General features: G+C 58.4%; 14 protein-coding genes. 11 read left to right on the forward strand and 3 right to left on the reverse strand.

The genetic code is table 11. From position 1 onward, the window contains the following. Window positions 1-51: 51 nt before the first annotated feature. Complete coding sequence (locus AC3CD9_RS19065) at window positions 52-2,040, reverse strand: acetoacetate--CoA ligase (RefSeq protein ID WP_488365575.1); 1,989 nt, start codon at window positions 2,038-2,040, stop codon at window positions 52-54. Window positions 2,041-2,234: 194 nt separating this feature from the next. Continuing rightward, a complete protein-coding gene (gene wecC, locus AC3CD9_RS19070; RefSeq protein WP_488365577.1) occupies window positions 2,235-3,494 on the reverse strand; it encodes a UDP-N-acetyl-D-mannosamine dehydrogenase in 1,260 nt (419 codons plus the stop codon). Between the two features lie 373 nt (window positions 3,495-3,867). Between wecC and wecB the strand changes: the two genes are divergently transcribed. After that, a complete protein-coding gene (gene wecB / locus AC3CD9_RS19075; RefSeq protein ID WP_488367587.1) occupies window positions 3,868-4,986 on the forward strand; it encodes a non-hydrolyzing UDP-N-acetylglucosamine 2-epimerase in 1,119 nt (372 codons plus the stop codon). 8 nt (window positions 4,987-4,994) lie between these two features. Here wecB and AC3CD9_RS19080 read toward each other — a convergent pair whose 3' ends face one another. After that, window positions 4,995-6,854, reverse strand: a complete 1,860-nt coding sequence (locus tag AC3CD9_RS19080) for a glycosyltransferase family protein (protein ID WP_488365578.1) — start codon at window positions 6,852-6,854, stop codon at window positions 4,995-4,997. A gap of 370 nt (window positions 6,855-7,224) precedes the next feature. Here AC3CD9_RS19080 and AC3CD9_RS19085 point away from each other — a divergent pair, with 370 nt between their 5' ends. From AC3CD9_RS19085 to AC3CD9_RS19130, 10 genes are read left to right on the forward strand one after another with little or no spacing between them, the layout of a single operon-like run. Then, window positions 7,225-9,141 carry a polysaccharide biosynthesis protein gene (locus AC3CD9_RS19085; RefSeq protein ID WP_488365579.1) on the forward strand — a complete coding sequence of 639 codons (1,917 nt, stop codon included), beginning with the start codon at window positions 7,225-7,227 and terminating at the stop codon, window positions 9,139-9,141. Then, window positions 9,141-10,178, forward strand: a complete 1,038-nt coding sequence (locus AC3CD9_RS19090) for an MraY family glycosyltransferase (RefSeq protein ID WP_488365581.1) — start codon at window positions 9,141-9,143, stop codon at window positions 10,176-10,178. Before AC3CD9_RS19085 ends, AC3CD9_RS19090 begins: the two co-directional genes overlap by 1 nt. Further along, window positions 10,175-11,536 (forward strand): glycosyltransferase family 4 protein, encoded by a 1,362-nt coding sequence (locus tag AC3CD9_RS19095; protein WP_488365582.1) that lies wholly within the window; start codon window positions 10,175-10,177, stop codon window positions 11,534-11,536. Before AC3CD9_RS19090 ends, AC3CD9_RS19095 begins: the two co-directional genes overlap by 4 nt. Beyond that, window positions 11,533-13,278 (forward strand): glycosyltransferase family 4 protein, encoded by a 1,746-nt coding sequence (locus tag AC3CD9_RS19100; protein WP_488365583.1) that lies wholly within the window; start codon window positions 11,533-11,535, stop codon window positions 13,276-13,278. Before AC3CD9_RS19095 ends, AC3CD9_RS19100 begins: the two co-directional genes overlap by 4 nt. Beyond that, the gene (locus AC3CD9_RS19105; protein WP_488365585.1) at window positions 13,275-14,156 is read left to right on the forward strand and encodes an ABC transporter permease; all 882 of its coding nucleotides are present in this window, start codon (window positions 13,275-13,277) and stop codon (window positions 14,154-14,156) included. Before AC3CD9_RS19100 ends, AC3CD9_RS19105 begins: the two co-directional genes overlap by 4 nt. After that, window positions 14,143-15,450 (forward strand): ABC transporter ATP-binding protein, encoded by a 1,308-nt coding sequence (locus tag AC3CD9_RS19110; protein ID WP_488365586.1) that lies wholly within the window; start codon window positions 14,143-14,145, stop codon window positions 15,448-15,450. The genes AC3CD9_RS19105 and AC3CD9_RS19110 overlap by 14 nt, the downstream gene beginning before the upstream one ends. Continuing rightward, window positions 15,447-16,334 (forward strand): DUF6270 domain-containing protein, encoded by an 888-nt coding sequence (locus tag AC3CD9_RS19115; protein WP_488365587.1) that lies wholly within the window; start codon window positions 15,447-15,449, stop codon window positions 16,332-16,334. Before AC3CD9_RS19110 ends, AC3CD9_RS19115 begins: the two co-directional genes overlap by 4 nt. 54 nt (window positions 16,335-16,388) lie before the next feature. Next, a complete protein-coding gene (locus AC3CD9_RS19120; RefSeq protein ID WP_488365588.1) occupies window positions 16,389-18,059 on the forward strand; it encodes a glycosyltransferase family 4 protein in 1,671 nt (556 codons plus the stop codon). Beyond that, complete coding sequence (locus AC3CD9_RS19125) at window positions 18,052-18,432, forward strand: hypothetical protein (RefSeq protein WP_488365589.1); 381 nt, start codon at window positions 18,052-18,054, stop codon at window positions 18,430-18,432. The genes AC3CD9_RS19120 and AC3CD9_RS19125 overlap by 8 nt, the downstream gene beginning before the upstream one ends. 4 nt (window positions 18,433-18,436) lie before the next feature. Further along, a complete protein-coding gene (locus tag AC3CD9_RS19130) occupies window positions 18,437-20,095 on the forward strand; it encodes a hypothetical protein (RefSeq protein ID WP_488365590.1) in 1,659 nt (552 codons plus the stop codon).

The raw sequence follows: 20,095 nt of genomic DNA on the forward strand, positions 1-20,095 counted from the left end.
GCGAAACCGCCTCCCGTTCATACGTCGCCCGCAGTACTCGACAAATGGCGCTCAGTCACCGGCGCCGCCGTCCGGAGCAAACCGCACAAAGTACTCCAGTGCCTCGAACGAATCCACAGCATCCGGGTTCGCCACCTTTTCCAGGTCATGCCCCTGGATGAGCCGCTTAACCGGAACTTCGAGCTTCTTACCGGTCTTGGTGTGCGGAATAGCCGGAACCGCGATGATGTCATCGGGCACGTGCCGCGGCGACGCCTTGGACCGTAGCTCCCCACCAATCCGCTCCCGCAGCCCGGAATCCAACGAAACCCCCGGCGCCAACACAACGAACAACGACATCCAGTACCCGCCGTCGGGCTGTTCGGCGCCGATGACCAGGGATTCGGCAACCTCGGGGATGCCGTCGACGACGTCGTAGATGTCGGCGCTGCCCAGACGCACACCCTGCCGGTTGAGGGTGGCGTCCGAGCGCCCGGAGATGATGACGCTGCCGTGATCGGTGATGGTGATCCAGTCGCCGTGGCGCCAGACTCCGGGGAACATCGAGAAATACGTGTCGCGGTAGCGCTCACCGTCGGGATCGTTCCAGAACTTCGCCGGCATCGACGGCATCGGTGCGGTGATGACCATCTCGCCCACTTCGTCAACCAACGGCTGACCAGTATCGTCCCAAGATTCCAAAGCCACACCGAGGACCGGTCGCGAGAGCTCCCCGGCCCAGATCGGACAGTTCGGAGCGGATCCGGCGAAGCCGCTGACGACGTCGGTGCCGCCGCTCGTCGAGGCCAGCTGCACGCGTTCGCCGACGGCATCGCGCACCCACGGGAAACAGTGGGCAGGAACCGGGGCACCGGTGGCACCGATGGTCCGCAGTGCAGAAAGATCGAACTCCTTGCCGGGTTCGATCCCCGCCTTCATCCCGGCCAGGAAGATCCCGGGACTCACCCCGAGAACATTGGCCTTCGTGTCCGCGGCGATCTCCCACAGCCGGCTCGGCCCCGGATGGAGGGGACTGCCGTCGAAGCACACCGTGGTCGCACCGCCCACCAGCGCCGAGGCGACGAGGTTCCACATCATCCAGTTCGTGTTCGTGTACCAGAAGTACCGGTCACCTGGCCGGATGTCGAGGTGGAGACCCAGCAGGCGCAGGTGATCGATGACGACCCCGCCGTGGCTGTGCACGATCCCCTTGGGAATCCCCGTCGTGCCCGAGGAGTACAGCACCCACAGCGGGGAATCGAAATCGACTCGCGCGAACTCGGGCTCAACATCCCCGGAGGCGATATCGTCCCAGGCGGTGAGGTTCGTGATCTCACCATGTTCATCGGTGAAATCCTCGCCGAGGTTGCCCACCCCGACCACGGCCCGCAGGCTCGGCATCCGGTTGGCCAGGTCCGCGACCTGGTAGCGCCGGTCGAAGGACGTGCCGTTCCACAGGTAGCCGTCGGCGGCGAAGAGAATCTTCGGTTCGAGTTGGCCGAGTTTCGTGGCGGCACCTTCGGCGGCGTAGTCCTGAGCACAGGCAGACCAGATGGCCCCGACCGAGGCAGACGCGAGGAAAGCGATGAGAGTGTGGTGGGTGTTCGGGAGGTAGCCGACAACGCGATCGCCTTCTCCGACTCCTAGGCTGCGCAGCCAGGCAGCGACGGATCCGACTTGGCGGCGCAGTTCGCGCCAGGTGGTCTCAGTGCGCTCGCCGGATTCTTTGATGGTGATGATGGCTGGTTCGTCGGCGAGTTTGTCGTCGAGGCCGGCTCGCAGCGCGTGTTCGGCGTAGTTGAGGTGGGTGCCGGGGAACCAGGTTGCGCCGGGCATGGACCGATCGGCGAGTGCTTCTGTGTAGGGCTCGTTGGCGATGACGTTGAAGAAGTCCCAGACCGCGCCCCAGAATCCGTCGAGGTCGCTCACCGACCATTTCCACAGATCGTCGTAACCAGCCAAAGTATGACCGGTGCGCTGGCTGGCGAAATCGATGAAGTCGGCAATCTGCGGACGCGGGGTCTGGTCAGGGTCGGGAAGCCAGATCGGTTCAGCAGTCAATTCTTCTCCTCAGCACATCGATGGGCGGTAGCGAAAGCGGTCTCTTCCAGCCGAAACGAGGCACACTCATCCCGCAGTGGAGACTTTGAGTCCACTTTACGCCGCCATCCCAGCGGCGTTTGCAGGCCGCCCAAAACGCGACTGCGCCGCTGAGTATTCTCAGCGGCGCAGTTGGCAGGGAGGTGAGGTCAGGCTCAGCCCCAGACACCTCGGGTGTCGTGAACGATCTTCTGCGTGAGGAGTGAAGCGTCCAGGTTGATGAACTCGTTGTGGTCGACTAGCAGGAGGACGATGTCGGCCTGTTCGATCGCGGTCTCGGTCTCGGTCAGGGTCACGTTGTCACGGGATTCCAGTTCCGCCGGGAGCTCCTCGATGTTCGGCTCGACGGCCAGAATCGTCGCTTCGGGGAGCTCTTCAGCAAGACGACCGACGATCTGCCGGGCTGGGCTCTCACGCAGGTCATCGATATTCGGTTTGAACGCCAGTCCGAGCGTCGCGATCTTCACTTCTTTGATGCGCTTCGCTTGAGGGATGAGCTTATCCAGAACGAACCCGGGCTTCGAGTCGTTGACATCGCGGGCGGTCTTGATAAGCGAGGACTGGTCAGGGGCAGTCGCCACGATGAACCACGGGTCGACGGCGATGCAGTGGCCGCCGACGCCAGGTCCGGGCTGCAGGATGTTGACGCGAGGGTGGTGGTTGGCCAGCTCGATGAGTTCCCACACATTGATGTCGAGTCCGTCGGCGATCATTGACAGTTCATTGGCAAAGGCGATGTTCACGTCGCGGTAGGCGTTCTCGGTCAGTTTGGACAGCTCGGCCGTCCGAGCGTCGGTCATGAGGAACTCGCCCTCGCAGAACACCTGGTAGAGGTCGCGAGCGCGTTCGCCGGCATTGCCGTTAAGGGTGCCGACGATGCGATCGTTCGTGCGCAGTTCGATCATGATACGGCCGGGCAACACACGCTCAGGGCAGTGTGCGAAGTAGATCGTCTTCGCCGTGTTTTCTTCGAGAGTCAGATCCGGGCGCTGCGACAGAATCGTCTCGGCCAGGAACTCGGTTGCTCCAGGAGGTGACGTCGACTCGAGGATGACGAGTTCATTGCCTTCGAGCAGCGGAGCGATCTGTTTGCCCGCCGTCTCGATGTACGACAGGTCGGGCTTGTGCCCGTCTTTAAACGGTGTCGGCACCGCGACAATGTAGTTGTCCGCATGCGGGGTGTCGGTCGTAGCGCGCAGATAGCCTTGGGAGACGACCCCGGCCACCGTCGTAGACATGTCCGGCTCGACGAACGGAACTTTGCCCTGGTTGATGAGGTCGACAGCCTTCTGGTTGATGTCGACACCGACAACGTTTGCTCCAGAACTGGCCAACACAGCAGCCGTGGGAAGTCCGATATATCCGAGTCCGATGACGGCAACCGAAGGTCGGTTGCTCTCGGGGGAGGGGGTCATAGCTCTTCTCTCTGGTTCTAGCGTCGGCCAACGGTGACTACGGACATCTACAGTCAGCGACCGCGGTCCTGTGTGGCACACAACAAATGAAATGTTATTGGATAATCACGCGACCGCGAAATGATTTTCGGAAATAACGCAAGTTAGTGATCCGGAACACCCGGTCAGTTAAGGTTCGGTAAATTTTCTGCACGCTTCGATCATTCAAAGATCAGCCTTCTGCCGAAGTGTGGTTGAATCTGGTGGATACTAGAGGATTCCTCACGCATCTGGCGGGTCCGGCCATCAGTCAACGGTCGGCCCGCTTTTGTACATCTGGAGCAAGTCTTCACCTCACGAAGGAGTCGCATTGAGCGCTGACAAGTCAGGCATCATCCCGAAAGTTATGGTTGTCTATGGAACTAGGCCAGAGGCCATCAAAGTGGCTCCAGTGATCAAAGCGCTCGAAGCCGACCCGAATCTTGAACCGGTCGTCGTCGTCACCGCTCAGCACCGCGAAATGCTTGATCAGGTCAACCAGGTCTTCGAGATCGAACCTGATGTCGACCTCAACCTCATGGCCCATGGTCAGACGCTCAACAGCATCGCGGGAAGCGTCATCTCGAAGATCGACGAAGTCCTCGCGGAGCATGAACCAGATGCTGTTATCGTCCAAGGCGACACGACTACGGTGATGGGTGCGGCGATCGCGGCCTTCAACCGGGAGATTCCCGTGGTCCATCTCGAAGCGGGACTGCGCAGCGGAGACATCAACTCTCCTTTCCCTGAAGAAGCCAACAGGAAAATCGTTTCCCAGATCGCTCGGGTGCATCTCGCGCCGACCATGGTCTCCCGCAGCAATCTGCTGGCTGACGGGGTTCCGGACGAGAACATCCACGTCATCGGCAACACGGTCATCGACGCTCTGCAGTGGGCCGTTGAGCGCCCAGTCGAGTTCAGCCTTCCCGAGCTTCAGGCACTGGAATCTGACGACCGCCGAGTCCTGCTGGTAACCACGCATCGCAGGGAGAACCTCGGCGACAACATGGTCAACATCGGCAAGGCCATGCGACACTTGGCAACGCATTATCCCGATCTGCTCATCGTCTGGCCAGCACACAAGAATCCGAAGGTCCGAGCGTCGATCGCTCCTCAGATCGAAGACCTTGACAATGTGGTCTCCATCGAACCCGTTGAATATGGTGAATTCTCGCACCTCATCAACGCTTCGGATATTGTGCTCACCGACTCAGGCGGAATCCAGGAAGAAGCCCCCAGCCTCGGTAAGCCGGTTCTGGTGCTCCGAGAGAACACCGAACGCCCCGAGGCCGTGGACGCCGGAACCGTGAAGCTTATCGGGACCGCGACAGAGAAGATCATCGCTGAAGTCTCACAGCTGCTGGACGACCAGAAGGCCTACCGGGACATGGCTAATGCCGTGAACCCGTATGGTGATGGTCACTCAGCCGGTCGCAGCGTGGACATCCTCAATTCGCTTCTCAGCGACATCTGAGTCTTCAGTCAGAAGCAGTAATGTCCACGGCTGAAACCAAAGCTGTGGACATTGCTGTTGGCCAGCAGCAGATCATCATCGACATTCCATGTGTGACTATGAGAGTCACGAACCTGCACGAAGTTGAATCGGTCTGCTGAGTAGATTCGCGCTCCGTCCGAAACGAGTCGACGTTGCAGGTCGGTGTCTTCGCCAAGTGTGCGATCAGCGAATGGGTTCCGTTGGAACAGCTCTCTGCTGCCCATCAATGTAGGACCCATAACGAGATCGGTGAATCGGTGCTCGCGTTCAGGGAACCGGCACATGACGATGTCACGATTTCGGAGGTGAAGGTAGTGAGCCTGCTTTCCGACGAGATCTGCATTCGTATAGCGCAGAGCCGACAGCTGGTCAGCTAGATAGTGCTCACCGTAGATATCATCGTCATCCATCTTGGCGATGACCTCGCCAGAAGCCGCTTCGATACCGTAGTTGAGGCAGGCACCTAGGGAATCCAAGCCTGAGGCTTCGAGCAGAGTCAGATTTTCGATACCCAGCTCAGACGCGCGACTCCGCAGCTCCGGCGATGAAACGAACCCATGCTGGACAATGATGAGCTCTCGGTTCTCAAGCCTCTGCGCGGCGTATGTCTCAAGAACATTGTAGAGATGCTCGGGACGATTCGTTGAAACCACGACAGAAACGGATTTGGGAATCGGATTCCTATATTCGATGCCCACGGAGTCCATGATTGACATCGCACGATGCGTGTAGGTGTGTTTTTTCCAGATCCGCCGTTGAGCGAGATGAACAGTGCGGTCACGTAGTTCGCTGCTTCGTACGAATGCTCGAAGTACTAGCTCGGCTTCTTCTTGCGACTCGGGCTGCGGGAGTTCGGACTGCGGAAAGAACTCCTTCGTCGCCGCACTTGGAGTCGTGATGACAGGGGTTCCTGCAGCCGTAATTTCAAAGATGCGCCTCGCACACATGCTCGGGGAATCAACCACCGAATTCACATTGAGGAAGACCTTGTAGTTCTTGTACGCAGTCAGCAGATTACGGTAGGGAAGCGACCCGACGACTCTTTCGGCAAGGGCTCCTGGGAATTGATACCGTTCATCGTCGCCGAGAAACCGAGAGTAGATCTCGAGTCCGTGCTTCATCCGGGGGGACACATTGTCGGCGGCCCCCAACAACAGGTCCATCTGGGCGCGACGTTCAGGGAATTTGTGTGTGAAGTACATTCCCGCGAAGGCGATATCGCGTGCGGCGAAGTTGTGCGCTGGTCGGACAGGCGAGTGAATCGCCGGTTGGGCAGCGAATGCCAATGGCGCGACCCGATCATGGCCGAGATGTTTCCTGTATTCGTTGACAAGCCGTGCGTCACTGGTGAATACGACGTCGAACAACTTGGCCAGGGGAAGGAAGTCGTCGAAGTGCGGCGGGTCTTCCTTGTTCCAGAAAATGGAGGGGATACCACGCTGGCGACATTGAGCCAACAGTTCTGTGACTTCCGAACTGGGCCCGGCTGTGCCAGTGAGTTTGAACTTCCATTCTCCGCCGTTGCCATTCCACGCAGACTCGATGAAAACGAAGTCGACCAAGTCCAGCTGCGACGACCATCCGTTACGCTTCAGTGGGACGGTGTCCCACTCGTATGCGAAGCTCTCCGCAGAGAACTCGTCGAGGACGGTGCCTACCCTGAGGCCGTCGAAGACAGGACCTCGGCCGGATCTCGGAGCTGCAGGGAACACCTCGCGCAAATTGTCCGCAGTAAGCTGATCGGCCGCCCCGCCGTCGACAATTCCTTGGCGAAGATTCCGACGTCGCTTCCACTTCAGGAATTGAGCAGGGCCGCCACGGCGCAGATGCCAGAGTCCGGTCCTCACGGTACGAAGTGGAGTTGGAGGCACAGTCTGGTCCTTTCGACCCGATAGGAATCACGCATAGGCTGGTTTAGCGGAGACACAGTTCAATAAGGCGGCGATCAATACGGCGATTTATCCCACTCTACTTGCAGTGTGTCCACTCGAAAATGAAACCAATTCTTAACGCTTTGGACTGCCTTCCTGTGCAAGAGCTGTTAGCCCCAATAGTACAATCAAGAGGTTGCGAGAAGCTCAGTCGGCTGTTGTGAGATGCACGCCATAATCCTAGGCTGAACTGAGTCGGACCATGGACGTCGGAGAAATGAGGACAGTGGGAAGCAGCTCAGGGCCCATTCCCTCACGGACCCCTATAAGGCGGCACGGCAGAGCCATGGCCCTGTCACTCATCGACGGTCTCGTCTTCGCGTTCCTCGTCGTAGCGATGACGCTGGTGCGATACGACTTCCACACTGAGCTCGTCAATGCACTGGGCATGTTCGTCTGTGCGGCGATCGGTCTGATCGTCTTCCTCATCGGCGGGCCCTTGGCAATCTACCGCGGACGCTACCGACGTGGCTCAACCGATCAGTTCGCTGCCATCGTGGGAACAGTTGCTTTGGGCGTCGGCATCATGTGGGTGGTCGAATTCGCCCTTGCCAGTCAACTGCTCATCCCGACCAGCGTCCCCATCACGGCGGGAGCGCTCATGGTGGTGGTCAAGAGCCTCGAGAACTGGACTCGTCGCAACTTGAGGCAGCGCGGCCTCACCACGTCCGGCGCATCTCGGCCCACGATCGTCGTCGGCGCGGGGGACCAGGGAATGCTTGCCCTCGATATGATCGCTCAGGACTCGCACAACGAATTCGTCGCTGTCGGCATCCTCGACGATGACCCGGCCAAGCGGCATCTGCGCTACAACGGAATTCGCGTGCTCGGACCGATCGCCGACATCGCCGCCCATGTCGATCGCACCGGCGCCGGGGCAGTCATCATTGCAATCTCCGACCTGCCACCCGAAGATCTTTCCCGCATCGCGTCGAATCTCGAATCCCGGCCGGTCGAGATCAAGATCATGCCGAAGCTCTCGGACTCCGCGCTGGCTCGTCCCGAACCGGACGCCCATGACGTCGCCGACCTGCGTCACCGAAGCTTCCGCGATGTCAGCCTCGAAGACCTCATCGGACGCAAACCGATCTCGACGAATATCGACGACATCGCCTCGGCTATCACAGGCAAGGTCGTCCTCGTCACCGGTGCGGGCGGCTCAATCGGCTCACAGCTGTGCCGCCAGGTCGCCCGGTTCGACCCGGCCCGACTCATCATGACCGACCGGGACGAATCCGGCCTGCACGCCACCGAGCTCGGCCTCGAAGGTTCAGCCCTTCTGACCAGTGATGACCTCGTCCTTGGAGACCTGCGAGATCCGGCATTCATCGCTGCCCTCGTCGCCGAGGCGAAGCCAGACATCATCTTCCACGCCGCGGCTCTCAAACACCTGACCTTTCTCGAGCGCTTCCCCGAGCAGGCAGTGCGCACGAACGTCGGAGCCAGCCTCGACCTGCTGAACGCAGCGGTGGCTCACAATGTCGACTCCTTCGTTCACATCTCCACCGACAAGGCCGCCGGGGCGACTTCGGTTCTGGGTCGGACGAAGTTCTCCATCGAGCGGGCGATCGCCTCTGTGGCCGCGGCAACCGGACGGCGTTATATGTCGGTGCGATTCGGCAATGTGCTCGGCTCCCGGGGGTCTGTGCTCGAGACCTTTGTGGCTCAGGTGGCGGCCGGCGACCCCGTCACCGTCACCGACCCCGAGGTCACTCGGTACTTCATGACTGCCGATGAGGCATGTGAGCTCGTTCTGCAAGCTGCGGCGATCGGCGGTCCCGGAGAGACCTTGGTCCTCGATATGGGTGAACCGATCCGCATCGCTGACCTCGCCAAGCGCGTGATCGCGCTGTCGGGCCGCAGTGATGCGCAGATCGTCTACACGGGGCTGCGCCCAGGGGAGAAGCTCACTGAAGCACTTCTGTCACCGGGTGAAGTTGACAGCCGACCCAATCATCCGCTGATCACTCAGGTCCCGATCGCTCCGATCGATCTGGAGAAGCTCGGTGCCCTGGTCGTCGAATCTCGTGACCCGCAGGTCTTCACCCACCGGGCGATCCTCGACGAGCACCTGACGAGCCTCCTCGACTCCGACGAAGTCCCGGTCACCGATGACGCAGCGGCGGCCATCGAACCGGCCGTGGGATCATCTCAGGTCTCCGAGCCCGGCGCAGATCCCCATGACACCGGAGTCGGCCTCTGATGGCTCTGCAGTCGCTGGTGATCCTGGTTGTGGCCGCGGTGGTCACGGCTCTCAGCGCCCTCATCGCCTTCCCGCTGCTGCGCCGAGCGGGGGTCGTCGATGTTCCCTCTCATCGCTCCTCGCATTCGCTGTCGACCGTACGCGGCGGGGGAATCGCCATTGGCTGCGGCATCACCGTGGCGACAATTCTCGCCATGGTCTGGAGCGTCAGCGAAGACGGGGTCTTCGGCCTCGGCGGCGTCCTCCTGCCCATCGGTTTCCTGGTCCTCACCTGGTGCTATTCGGCCATCGGGATGAGTGACGATCTCGACTCCCTGCGCCCTGCCGGGCGGCTGATCGGTCAGGTCATCCTGGCTCTGCTGTTCAGCGCGATCATCGCCATGTTCTCCACTCAGGGAATCGCCCACGTGATCGCCTTCGCCGTCATCGGAGTGACCACTGTCAACGCTGTGAACTTCGTCGACGGACTCAACGGCTACGTCACCGGGTGGACCATCGTCACCGCCGGATGGTTCGCCTTCGTCAGTTCCTGGGTGGGCGAGAACGATATCGCATTGCTTGCCTTGGCCCTAGCCGGTGCTGCTGTCGGTTTTCTCCCGTTCAACCTCGGACGGGCCAAAGCGTTCCTCGGCGATACGGGAAGCTACGGCATCGGAGCGGCTGTTTTCGCTCTCGCGGTCTGGCTCTTCGTCCAAGGCGTCCCGATCGTCGTCATCATCGCCCCGATGATCTTCGTCTTCTTCGACGTCGGACTCACTTTGGTCATGCGACTCTTCCGAGGAGAGAACATCCTCTTGCCTCATCGTGAACACATCTACCAGCGGATCCAGCAGGCAGGCTGGTCACACAGTTCCGTATCGCTCTTCCACGCAGCCTTGAGTGTCCTCGCCTGCATGATGGCCGTTCCCACCCTCATCAGCGGAAATACGGCGACGACGTATCCGGCTCATGTGTTCTGGGTCGGACTGCTCGCCCTCTACGCGCTGCTGCCCATGTGGTTGAACCGTCGTCCAAGCAAGGAGGCGGTCACCGCATGAGAATCGTTCTGCTCAGTCACTACTACTACCCCGAGGTCGGCGCACCGCAGCGACGGTGGCGGATCCTCGTCGACCACCTGCGCGCAGTCGGACACGACGTCATCACGGTGGCACCACACCCGCACTACCCGTATTCCGACCGGAACGGATTCTTCGGCTCCAATGTGGGGCGGGGGCGCCGTCGAGTCGACGTGCGCCTCGGCGGTACCTGGGACACCGGGATCGACGGCGAGCGAATCCTCCGCGTGCCGTACCTGCACAGCGGAGCGTCGATGGCTCGTCAGCTGCTCGACCAGACGGTGTCGGCAACGGGCGCGATGTCGGCGGTCATCGATCGGCTGCGGGGCAGAATGCGCCCCGACGTCATCGTCTCCACAACTCCGGCACTGCCGTTTCTGCTGGCCGGCGACACCCTGTCGCGACTGCTGCGGGTGCCGCATATCGCTGAAGTCCGCGATGCGTGGCCCGACCTCATTTCGGAGATGAACTTGGTGACGGGAGCCGTTGGGAAGTATCTTCCCGGGCCGCTGACGCAACGTCTCGAACATCGACTGCTGCCGGACCTGCTCACTCGTGCTCAACGGAGGGCGGCGGTCGTTGTCGTCACCACGGAGGGTTTCAAACGTCGCTTGGAACAGCGCGGGGTGACCGCCGAGGTCGTCCGCAGCGGAGTCTCACCGGCGGAGTTGGAAGGCGCATCAGGGCTGACCGCCACGGGGGCGATTCCCCTTGTTCCTCCCGCGGTGGAGACGAGCCCTACCGGTCGCGATGTCTCGGTCAGGGCTGATGGCGATCGCAGCGGACTGAACCTGTTGTACGTGGGCACGGTCGGGCGTTCTCAAGATCTCAGCACCTCGATTCGTGCTCTGGCTCGCACCGAGGGTGTGCAACTGCGAATCGTGGGCGACGGCGTCGATGCTGCCGAACTCAAGACCGTCGCTTCCGCGTATGGTGTGCCGGTGGAAATCCATCCCCAGATCGCAGGTGCCGAACTCGCGGCACATTGGGAGTGGGCAGACGCCGGACTGGTCAGCCTCAGCTCCCTCGACTCATACGAATGCACAGTGCCGTCGAAGCTCTATTCGCTGATGGCGCGACGAATTCCTGTCCTCGGAGTTGTCGCCGGTGAAGCCGCCGACATCATCACGCAGACCGCAGCAGGAGAAGTTGCGGTTCCCGGTGACGTCGATTCCGTAGCCGCGGCAATGACGAGGATGCGAGAACGAGTCGAAGCCGGTGAGGAATTCGGATCGAATCCGGCCTCAGGTCTGAACCCGCGCGACTGGGTGGTTCGGAATGCTTCGGCAGCCGCAATGGGCCGCACATACGAACGGGTTCTTGAGCAGGTGATGTCGTGAACCTGCGCTTCCTCGCCCGACAGCTGACGAACGTTGTTTTGACCACGGCTGGGCACATCAACGACGACCGCGTGTTCTTCGGCATGCAGTTGGCACGTCGGCTGCCGGGCCCTGCCTCGCGCTTCGTCGGACAAGCACTCGGACGTCTGCCGGGCGACGCCACTCGGGCGGCTTCCGCGTGGCTGCTCGGAGAAGAGACGACGGCGAAGGAATTGGTCGCCGGTTCTCGTTCGCCTTCACGCCTTCTCGGCGAGATCGCGCTCAATCTGGGACTCCTCGACGAGGCCGAATCGATCGCAGCTGCTGTTCCGGGTGCCCACGCACTGAGCTCGCGTATCGAGTGGACCAAGGGACACATCGACGAAGCCATCGCAGTCTTGCCAGACGGCGCACGCCGGGCACGACTGCTCGATGAGCGGCAGTGTCTGCAACCTCAATGGTGGCCGGAGGTGTCGAACTATGTCGCGGCTCGTCGGGCACGCGCCAATGCGGAAGATGACCGAGGTCAGCATCCGACGGCGCTGCATGTGCTGACGAACTCCTTACCGCATACCCGCTCCGGCTATGCGTACCGCTCACATGCCATCCTGACTACCCTGCGGGAAGCAGGCCATCAAACGGCCGCGATCACACGCCCGTCGTATCCCGTGACCATCGGACGACTGAGCCAGGCACCGGTCGAAGTCGTCGACGGAGTCGAATACATCCGTGACGTGCCGCTGAGACCGCGTCCGACACCATCTGAACGGCTGAGTGAACAGGCGAATCACATCGCCTCCGAGGCGCATCGACGTGGAGCACAGATCCTTCACACGACAACGCACTACGTCAACGGCTTGGCCACTGGCGCTGCCGCGAAGGCAGCGGGCCTGCCGTGGGTCTACGAAGTCCGCGGAGTCTTGGAAGAGACATGGGCGGCAGCAGGAAGCAGCCCGGAAGAGCGCTCTGCACGACGGGACAGCCAGCGATTCGCACTCATGCGGGCCAAGGAGATCGAAGTCGCGTCGGCAGCCGACGCAGTCATCACCCTGGGCGCGACGATGCGTGAGCACCTGATCGCCGGGGGAGTGCCGGAAGAAACCATCACTCTCATCCCGAATTCGGTCTCCGAAACAGTCGTCGACGCCGATGTCACCCGCACTCCGGCCGAGGTGAGAAAGAGCCTTGGCCTGCCCGAAGACGGAATCTGGGTAGGCACGGCAGCATCGATCGTTGGATATGAGGGCCTCGACGATCTCGTCGACGCCGTCATCTTCGCCCGGAGCCAGGGCACGGATCTGCGTCTCCTCATTGCCGGCGACGGCGTCGCTCTGCCGGAGCTGCGCGAACGCGCCGCGGCCCTGGGAGAGAACACAGTCTTCACCGGCAGGGTCTCCCAAGCACAGGCAATTGAGTACCAACTCGCGCTCGATGCCATCGTTGTGCCGCGCAAGGACGAACCAGTCTGCCGCTTGGTCACTCCGATCAAACCGATCGAAGCGATGGGCCTTGCACGACCAGTGGTCATCTCTGACCTGCCGGCACTGCGTGAACTGGTTCCGGACAGTGCGGGATTGTCGATACCGCCGGAGAATCCGCGAAAACTCGCGGAACTGTTGTCCGAGCTCGCCTCCGATGACACCGCGAGGGCCAGATTCGGAGACAATGGACGAGCACACGTTCTTGCAACTCGCAGGTGGAAGGAAATCGGACGACGATATGGGCAGGTCTATTCTCAACTCGTGGGGAGTGATGCGCGATGAGTGAGACGACGAACCCCCTCGGACTGAGTTCGATCCCGTCCGTTTCGAGCGAAGGCCTGGTGCCTGTCGGACGACGGACGAGTCTGAGCAGCTACCTCGCCGCGCTATGGAATCGCCGGCACTTCATCATCGCCGAATCACGGGCCAAGATGAGCGGGTCGACGAGGAAGAATCTCCTCGGCTACGGCTGGCTTTTCCTCAATCCGCTGCTTTCAGTGCTCGCGTTCTGGTTCATCTTCGGATTCATTCTCCAGTCCTCCCGCGGTATCGACAACTTCCTCGGATATTTGGTTATCGGAGTGTTCTTCTTCCAGTTCACCGGAAAGTCGATGACAGGTGGAACCGGAGCGATCCGCTCGGGAGCATCGATGATCAAAGGCTTTCAGTTTCCGCGTGCTGCGTTGCCGATCTCGGTTGTCGTCCGGAATTTTCTCGATTTCATTCCGACTCTCGCCGTGATGATCGTTCTCATCCTGGTCCTTCCGGACGCAGAAGTGATCACGTGGAGAGTTTTCCTCGTCATCCCCGTCATCATCCTGCAGACGATCTTCAACGTCGGGCTCGCCTGCTTTTTAGCTCGAATCGGCCACAAGATTCCTGACCTCACGAACTTCATGTCGATTGTCAGCCGGTTCTGGCTCTACGGTTCTGGCGTCTTCTTCTCCATTGAGGATCGGCTGCAAACGCATCCGGCCCTCCTGGAAGCGATGCAGTTCAATCCGATGCACGCCTACCTCACGATCGTGCGGAATTCGTTGCTCTACGGTGTCGACACCGACCCGTGGCTCTGGTTCGTAGGAATCTTCTGGGCGTTCGGATTGCTGATCGTCGGCTTCCTGTACTTTTGGAGGGGGGAGGAGAGCTATGGCCGACTCTGAGGTCCAGGACCCCACAATCATCGCGGAGAACGTCCAAGTCCGGTACACCGTCAACACCAACGATCCGGGCAGCAAGGCAACTGGAGTCCGACGCCTGACGAACAAGATCGTCGGACGGCAAGGTCAGACAACTGTGCGAGCGTTGCGAGGCGTCAACTTCGTCGCCCGCGAAGGAGAAATGGTGGGAATCGTCGGAGCCAACGGTTCCGGAAAATCCACCTTCCTGCGCAATGTCGCTGGAGTCGAGCAGCCGGATCGAGGCCGCATCCTCGTCCGCTATCAGCCTCTTCTGCTCGGTGTCAGCGCTGCCCTGCAACCCGCGCTGTCGGGAAGTGAGAACGTGCGCCTAGGGTGTCTGGCGATGGGCCTGTCTCCCGAGGAGGCGGGCGAGGCCTTCGACTATGTCGTTGAGCTTTCGGCACTGGGGTCGGCGATCCACCGGCCGATGGGAACTTATTCCTCGGGTATGGGCGCCAGACTCCGATTCGCCATCGCCTTGGCTGCGCGCCCGAAGATTCTGCTCATCGACGAGGCCCTGTCGACCGGCGACGCAACCTTCGCCGAGCGCAGCGAACGTGCAATGGACGAGCTTCTCGCTGAAGCAGGAACGGTTCTGCTCGTCAATCACGCTGCCAAGGTGATTCAGGAGCTGTGCACCCGCGCAGTCTGGATGCATCGAGGCGAGATCCTCATGAACGGCCCCGCCGAGGCTGTCGCAGAGAAATACCGCTGGTGGGCGTGGAATGTTGCCAAGGGCAAGGAAGACATCGCGGACAAGCTCCTCGCCGATGTGGTGAGCAACGCGGTCAAAGAGGAGATCAACATCCTCGAGCCCGAACTCATCAAGAATCCCATCCCGCGGCACGCAGCGCGCCCGTCCAAGACGAAGGCCGCTCCTGCACGTCATGTGAAGCGACAGGACACGGTCGACGAAGTCGAAGAGACGCCAACTCCGATGTTGGCCGCTGCCGAAGAGCAGGTCTGGCCCAAATCCTTCGACGCCGAAATGCCGAAAGCCAAATTCCCGACTCTGCCCAAACCGGCCACTCAGGTAGTGAGCGCACCACGAATCACCGATGCCCCGCCGCTGCGACTGAATCCCAGTAAGAAGCGCGTCGTTCTGCGAGCCGCAAACCCGAGCGACCGTGCGTCATCTGTTGCCGCTGCAGATGACTTCACCGGCCGGAGGCTTGCTTCTCGTGCACGTAAGATCGCCGATGAACGGTATGAGGAGCGACAGCGTTTGCGGCAGGAAGACGAGGCCCCCGCCGTCCACCAGGATTCGGGCCGATGAAGATCGCAATCTTCGGTTCCTGCGTGAGCCGTGATACGGCGGAGTTCATGCCCGAAGCTGAGGTCGTGGCCTATGTGGCCAGGCACTCGGTGACGAGTCTGGAGTCTCCCCATGGGACAGCTGGAATCGATCTCAGCGATCTGACGTCCGCTTTCCAGAAGCGAATGGTCACCAGCGACCTCAAAGGGAGCGGCATTGAGAGGATCGTCAAGAATGCAGACGATCTAGACGTCGTCCTCCTCGACTTGGTCGATGAGCGACGAGGATTCTGGAAGTTCGCCGACGGCACGACCATGACGAACTCGCTTGAGGTGGAATCCTGCGGTGCCGCTTGCGCGGCACATCGTGAGGGGGCTCGACTGATCGAGTTCGGCACTGATGAGCACTTCACACTGTGGAGTACAGGATTCGCGATGCTCATCCAGGAGCTCAAAGCCGCAGAGCTATGGGAAAAAACCATCTTCCTCGACATCGAGTGGGCATCTGCGCTTGATGGTTCCCGGTACCCGCGTCACAACCTAGTTACTCAATTTGGCAGAAGATGGCGACGGTTAGTGCGTGCTTCCCACGAAGCTGGACGAGAGTTGTCTCGTGGAAGAAGCGTTGGTCAAGCTCTGACGAGGATGTTGCACACCCAGCCAACTGCAGCGGAGAAGTACGCGGAACGCTCCAAGATTGCTAACATAAACTACATGCGGTATCGAGCAATCGCGTCTGAATGGACGAGGCATACGGTCTTTAGGCAAAGCGAACAGCTTCGAATAGATCAAACCCATAAATGGGGACCACAGCCTTTTCACTACCGGCAGTCAGACTATCGATCGATAGTTTTAGAGATCGACCAAATAATCAATAGCGCCAGTACTCAAGACTTCGAAGATTAGACAGGACGAAAATGACGAAGAGCACCACAGCGTTTGAGCACCACAGGAGATATAATGCAACAATTCGCCGATCAAAAATCTAGTCCGATGGATCGGGACGAGCATTACTTCCAAATTACGACAGACTTCTTGGAGAGCTACGCGGAGCGCACTGGGAATAGTGATGACCATGAGCCAATCGCCCTATCGCAGCTCGAAAAGCTTACGCAAGCACAGCGTGAATACGTTTCTGAAGCGTTCCTCGTAGGAGCGGTTGAACTTCACCTCGAAGGCACGCTCGACGAATACTGGCCCGTGCACCGTTGGCTTCGAAACATGGTGACGCCGAGTCAAGACGACGTGACGATTGACCTGAAACTTCCCAGCGGGGAGTCACTAGTCGTCGCTACAAAAAAGCCTCACAGACAAGATTTGGTTGGACATGTCAACGTGGAATGGGACCGTGCTGAAAATGCACTCCTCGCGTTCACGTACGGGACTGGAAATAGAGAGAGTAGACGATCAGAGCAAGCGCGACATCTCATGTCACCCGCGGCTACGTGTGAATACCAGACGACTGTCAAGACACGATGCCTCGTCGTATGCAACGCTTACCCGTCCGAGCAACAGATCTACCGTAATGGTTTCATCCATACGCGAGTAACCGCATACATAGCCAGTGGTATCGACGTTGAAGTCTATTACCTCCACCCACCTGCGCGGGAATCATACGTTTATACCTACGAGGGGGTACGCGTGACGGTGGGCAACCCCGCTGCATATGCTGAGTTCGTTCGCTCGATTGAGCACGATATGTACCTGATACATTTTTCGAATCCGGACATGTTGACACCGCTAGAAAGCTATCGGTCAAACATTCCCAGAATCACGTGGATACACGGGTTCGAATCAGAGGCATGGCACCGACGATGGTTCAATTTTCTCGGATCTTCGGCAGAAATTGCTGCTGCACTCGAGAAAAAGTCGAGTCATTATGACAAACAACAAATGTTTAATCACGGACAGTATAGAGATCCTGCAGACAACGAGAAGTTCGTGAACGTGTCTAACTGGTTCAAGAAATCCATTGTTGAGCCAGACGCGGGCGTCGCGCTGTCCAATGATGAAGTCATACCGAACCTTATTGATCCCGCCCACTACAGCTTTGTCCCGAAGACCAGCGAATCAAGGTATCGAGTACTAAGTATACGTCCCTATGCCTCATATAAATATGCGAACGATTTAACCGCAGAAGCGATAAGGACGGCTAGCACACGACCCTGGTTTAATAAGTTCCAATTTACCATATGTGGTTCCGGCAGAGATTTTGAAATGATCGCGGGCCCATTGAGAAAATACTCAAACGTGAAGCTGGTTAACCGATTCCTGAATTCGCGTGAAATAAAAGAACTGCATGACCGGCACGGTCTATTGATGACGCCAACCCGATTCGACTCACAAGGTGTATCAGCGGGAGAAGCCATGGCTTCGGGACTCGTGCCGCTATCCACCAACATTGCGGCAATTCCTGAATTTATTGAACATGAACAATCGGGACTTCTCGGGCGGCCAGAGAATCACAACGATCTAGTTCAGTTTTTAGAGCGTATCCACTATGACCCAGAACTCTTCCAACACCTGAGCCTTGGCGCTGCCGATAAAGTCCGGACTGTGGCAGGTCCCGAAAACACCATACACCGAGAGATTAGAATGATCGAAGAAATGATGGTGAGTTCTCTTGATTGATTGGGAGGAACGCTATAGAGAGTTAGAGAATCAAATCGAACAGATGTTGATTAAGGTTGGCTCGACTTTAAAAGCTGCTGAAGAGAGGGCGGAACGCCGGGTCGTGGACAGCTCTGCGAACGAAGTACGAGAAATTATCGTAGACAGTAACTCTAATCCAACTTTAGTAACTGTCGTCGCGGACGGCATAGATATGGAATACGCTTTGTATTTATATGGAGACACGACTGCTCCGGCCAAATATGCCTATCAACGAAACAATACTTTCTCATTGAACGTACACCGTGGGCCCCTGAAAAGGATTAAAGCCTTTGCGCGCTCGCGCTCGAACAAAGAACGACTTGGGGTGAAACACCTTGACCTTACTAAGTGATAAAGTGTCCAGCCTCTACCTGCGAAGTAACGAAGATTCAGCTTCGGTGCTTGTATTTGGGTACATAAATCTCAATGTCATCGACGGGTCTTCGTTCTTCATTGCCGGGCTCGGCGCTATGCTGGCAAGTAGGGTCGGCGTTAATGTCGATATTCTTAGCGCCAATAAGATCTTCAGCTACAATGTTGTTCATGAGTTATCGACTGTTAATAACGTCCGTTTGGTAGATCCATTTAAAAGCCACTCGATGTTTGATACCGGTAATTGGAGTACTGACCACACTCTAAGTCGTGAAGAGGCTGCGTTTGCCCTCGTGCGAATGGATCGGCAAGGTGCATATGATCAAATCATAGTCCGAGACATTGTGACTGCGCTGCGGTTAGTCGAGATTTACCCCGAAGTTGCACCCCGATTGAGTGTTTATGTGACAGGCGTTGCTTTCTCTAATGTAGATATGGATCCTGAACTAATCGGGGATATTTCGGCTTTGATGCGCTCAAGGGTTAACTTCATCCTGCAGACGTCAGAAATGAAAACGACGATCGTTCGAAATTTGCCCGGTTTTGAAACAAGTCGACATATAGTACTCGGCCCGTTCGTGCCAGACGCGAACAGGGAATTCGAAGAAGAGTTCAATTACAATTCGAATCCTAGCCGACTGGTGTATGCGGGAAAGTTCTTCCCGAACTGGTTGCCCGACAGAATTATGTCTGGGTTCAACTATGCTCGAATCGAGAATCCAACTTTGACGCTCGATGTTGCAGGTGACGCGTTTAGAGCAGATTCCGATAATGTGAGTTTTGTGGACGAAGTTAGATATTTATTAGACAATTCGTCTGGTATCCATTGGCATGGTGGTCTTCCCCGGGACCGGGTTCGTGAGTTAGTTCGCGAGAGCGATATCGGGATTTCATGGCGATCTGAATCGATGGACTTTAGTACTGAGTTCTCAACTAAAGTTTTAGAGTATGGATCGCTGGGTAAGCCAAGTCTGCTCAACTCGTCCCCGGTCAATCGTCAAATTCTTGGGGATGATTACCCTTTGTATGTAGACAACATGACTGAATACGTAGAATTTTTGCGAAACTTGGGCGGCTCTTCAGGCGCCATTGAGGAGGCTGCTCATCGATGCTGGGGTGTGGCAGAGTCTCACTCTTACTCACGTGCTTCAGAACGGCTATTAAAGTTCTTCGATATGGTCCCTAATTTTGATTCAGATTCTATCGTACTTGATGATAGAGTCTTTGGGGTCGCCCCTTATCTTGCGGGCAGCACCGATGATGACGTTCCGGTTTTCAGTATTACTGCCCGCAGTGGACGCATCGTTTTGAGGACCGCGCCTTCTTCGGCGGGTGTTGGCCCGCTGGGGACAGTCAACGATTCTTTATCCGAGCTGTATTTCATGCAGGAGCTCCGTAAACGCTCGGCTGATGCGGTGGCCTTCGACGAACACCAGAACGTCATCTCAGGCAGTGCTGGCTCGGATGAGCCCACCAACGGTGATTCCGAAAGAGTTCTTGAACTTGAAACTCAGATTGAGGCGCTTAAGGACGCGCATCGAGAATCGAAGGCGACGGCAGCGAAGGCGGAGGAACGGTTGGCGTCGCTTAGAGCCTCTAAACTCGGAAAGATTCAGACCTGGTGGTGGAGGAAGCATAACTGA

It is taken from the genome of Brevibacterium sp. MGP-B1, from assembly GCF_057766545.1.

Coding starts and splice junctions, on each gene's coding strand:
- AC3CD9_RS19110 (WP_488365586.1), top strand. CDS start 14,143: ATGGCCGACTCTGAGGTCCAGGACCCCACAATCATCGCGGAGAACGTC.
- AC3CD9_RS19120 (WP_488365588.1), top strand. CDS start 16,389: ATGCAACAATTCGCCGATCAAAAATCTAGTCCGATGGATCGGGACGAG.
- AC3CD9_RS19090 (WP_488365581.1), top strand. CDS start 9,141: ATGGCTCTGCAGTCGCTGGTGATCCTGGTTGTGGCCGCGGTGGTCACG.
- AC3CD9_RS19115 (WP_488365587.1), top strand. CDS start 15,447: ATGAAGATCGCAATCTTCGGTTCCTGCGTGAGCCGTGATACGGCGGAG.
- AC3CD9_RS19105 (WP_488365585.1), top strand. CDS start 13,275: ATGAGTGAGACGACGAACCCCCTCGGACTGAGTTCGATCCCGTCCGTT.
- wecC (WP_488365577.1), bottom strand. CDS start 3,494: ATGACCCCCTCCCCCGAGAGCAACCGACCTTCGGTTGCCGTCATCGGA.
- AC3CD9_RS19095 (WP_488365582.1), top strand. CDS start 10,175: ATGAGAATCGTTCTGCTCAGTCACTACTACTACCCCGAGGTCGGCGCA.
- AC3CD9_RS19085 (WP_488365579.1), top strand. CDS start 7,225: ATGGCCCTGTCACTCATCGACGGTCTCGTCTTCGCGTTCCTCGTCGTA.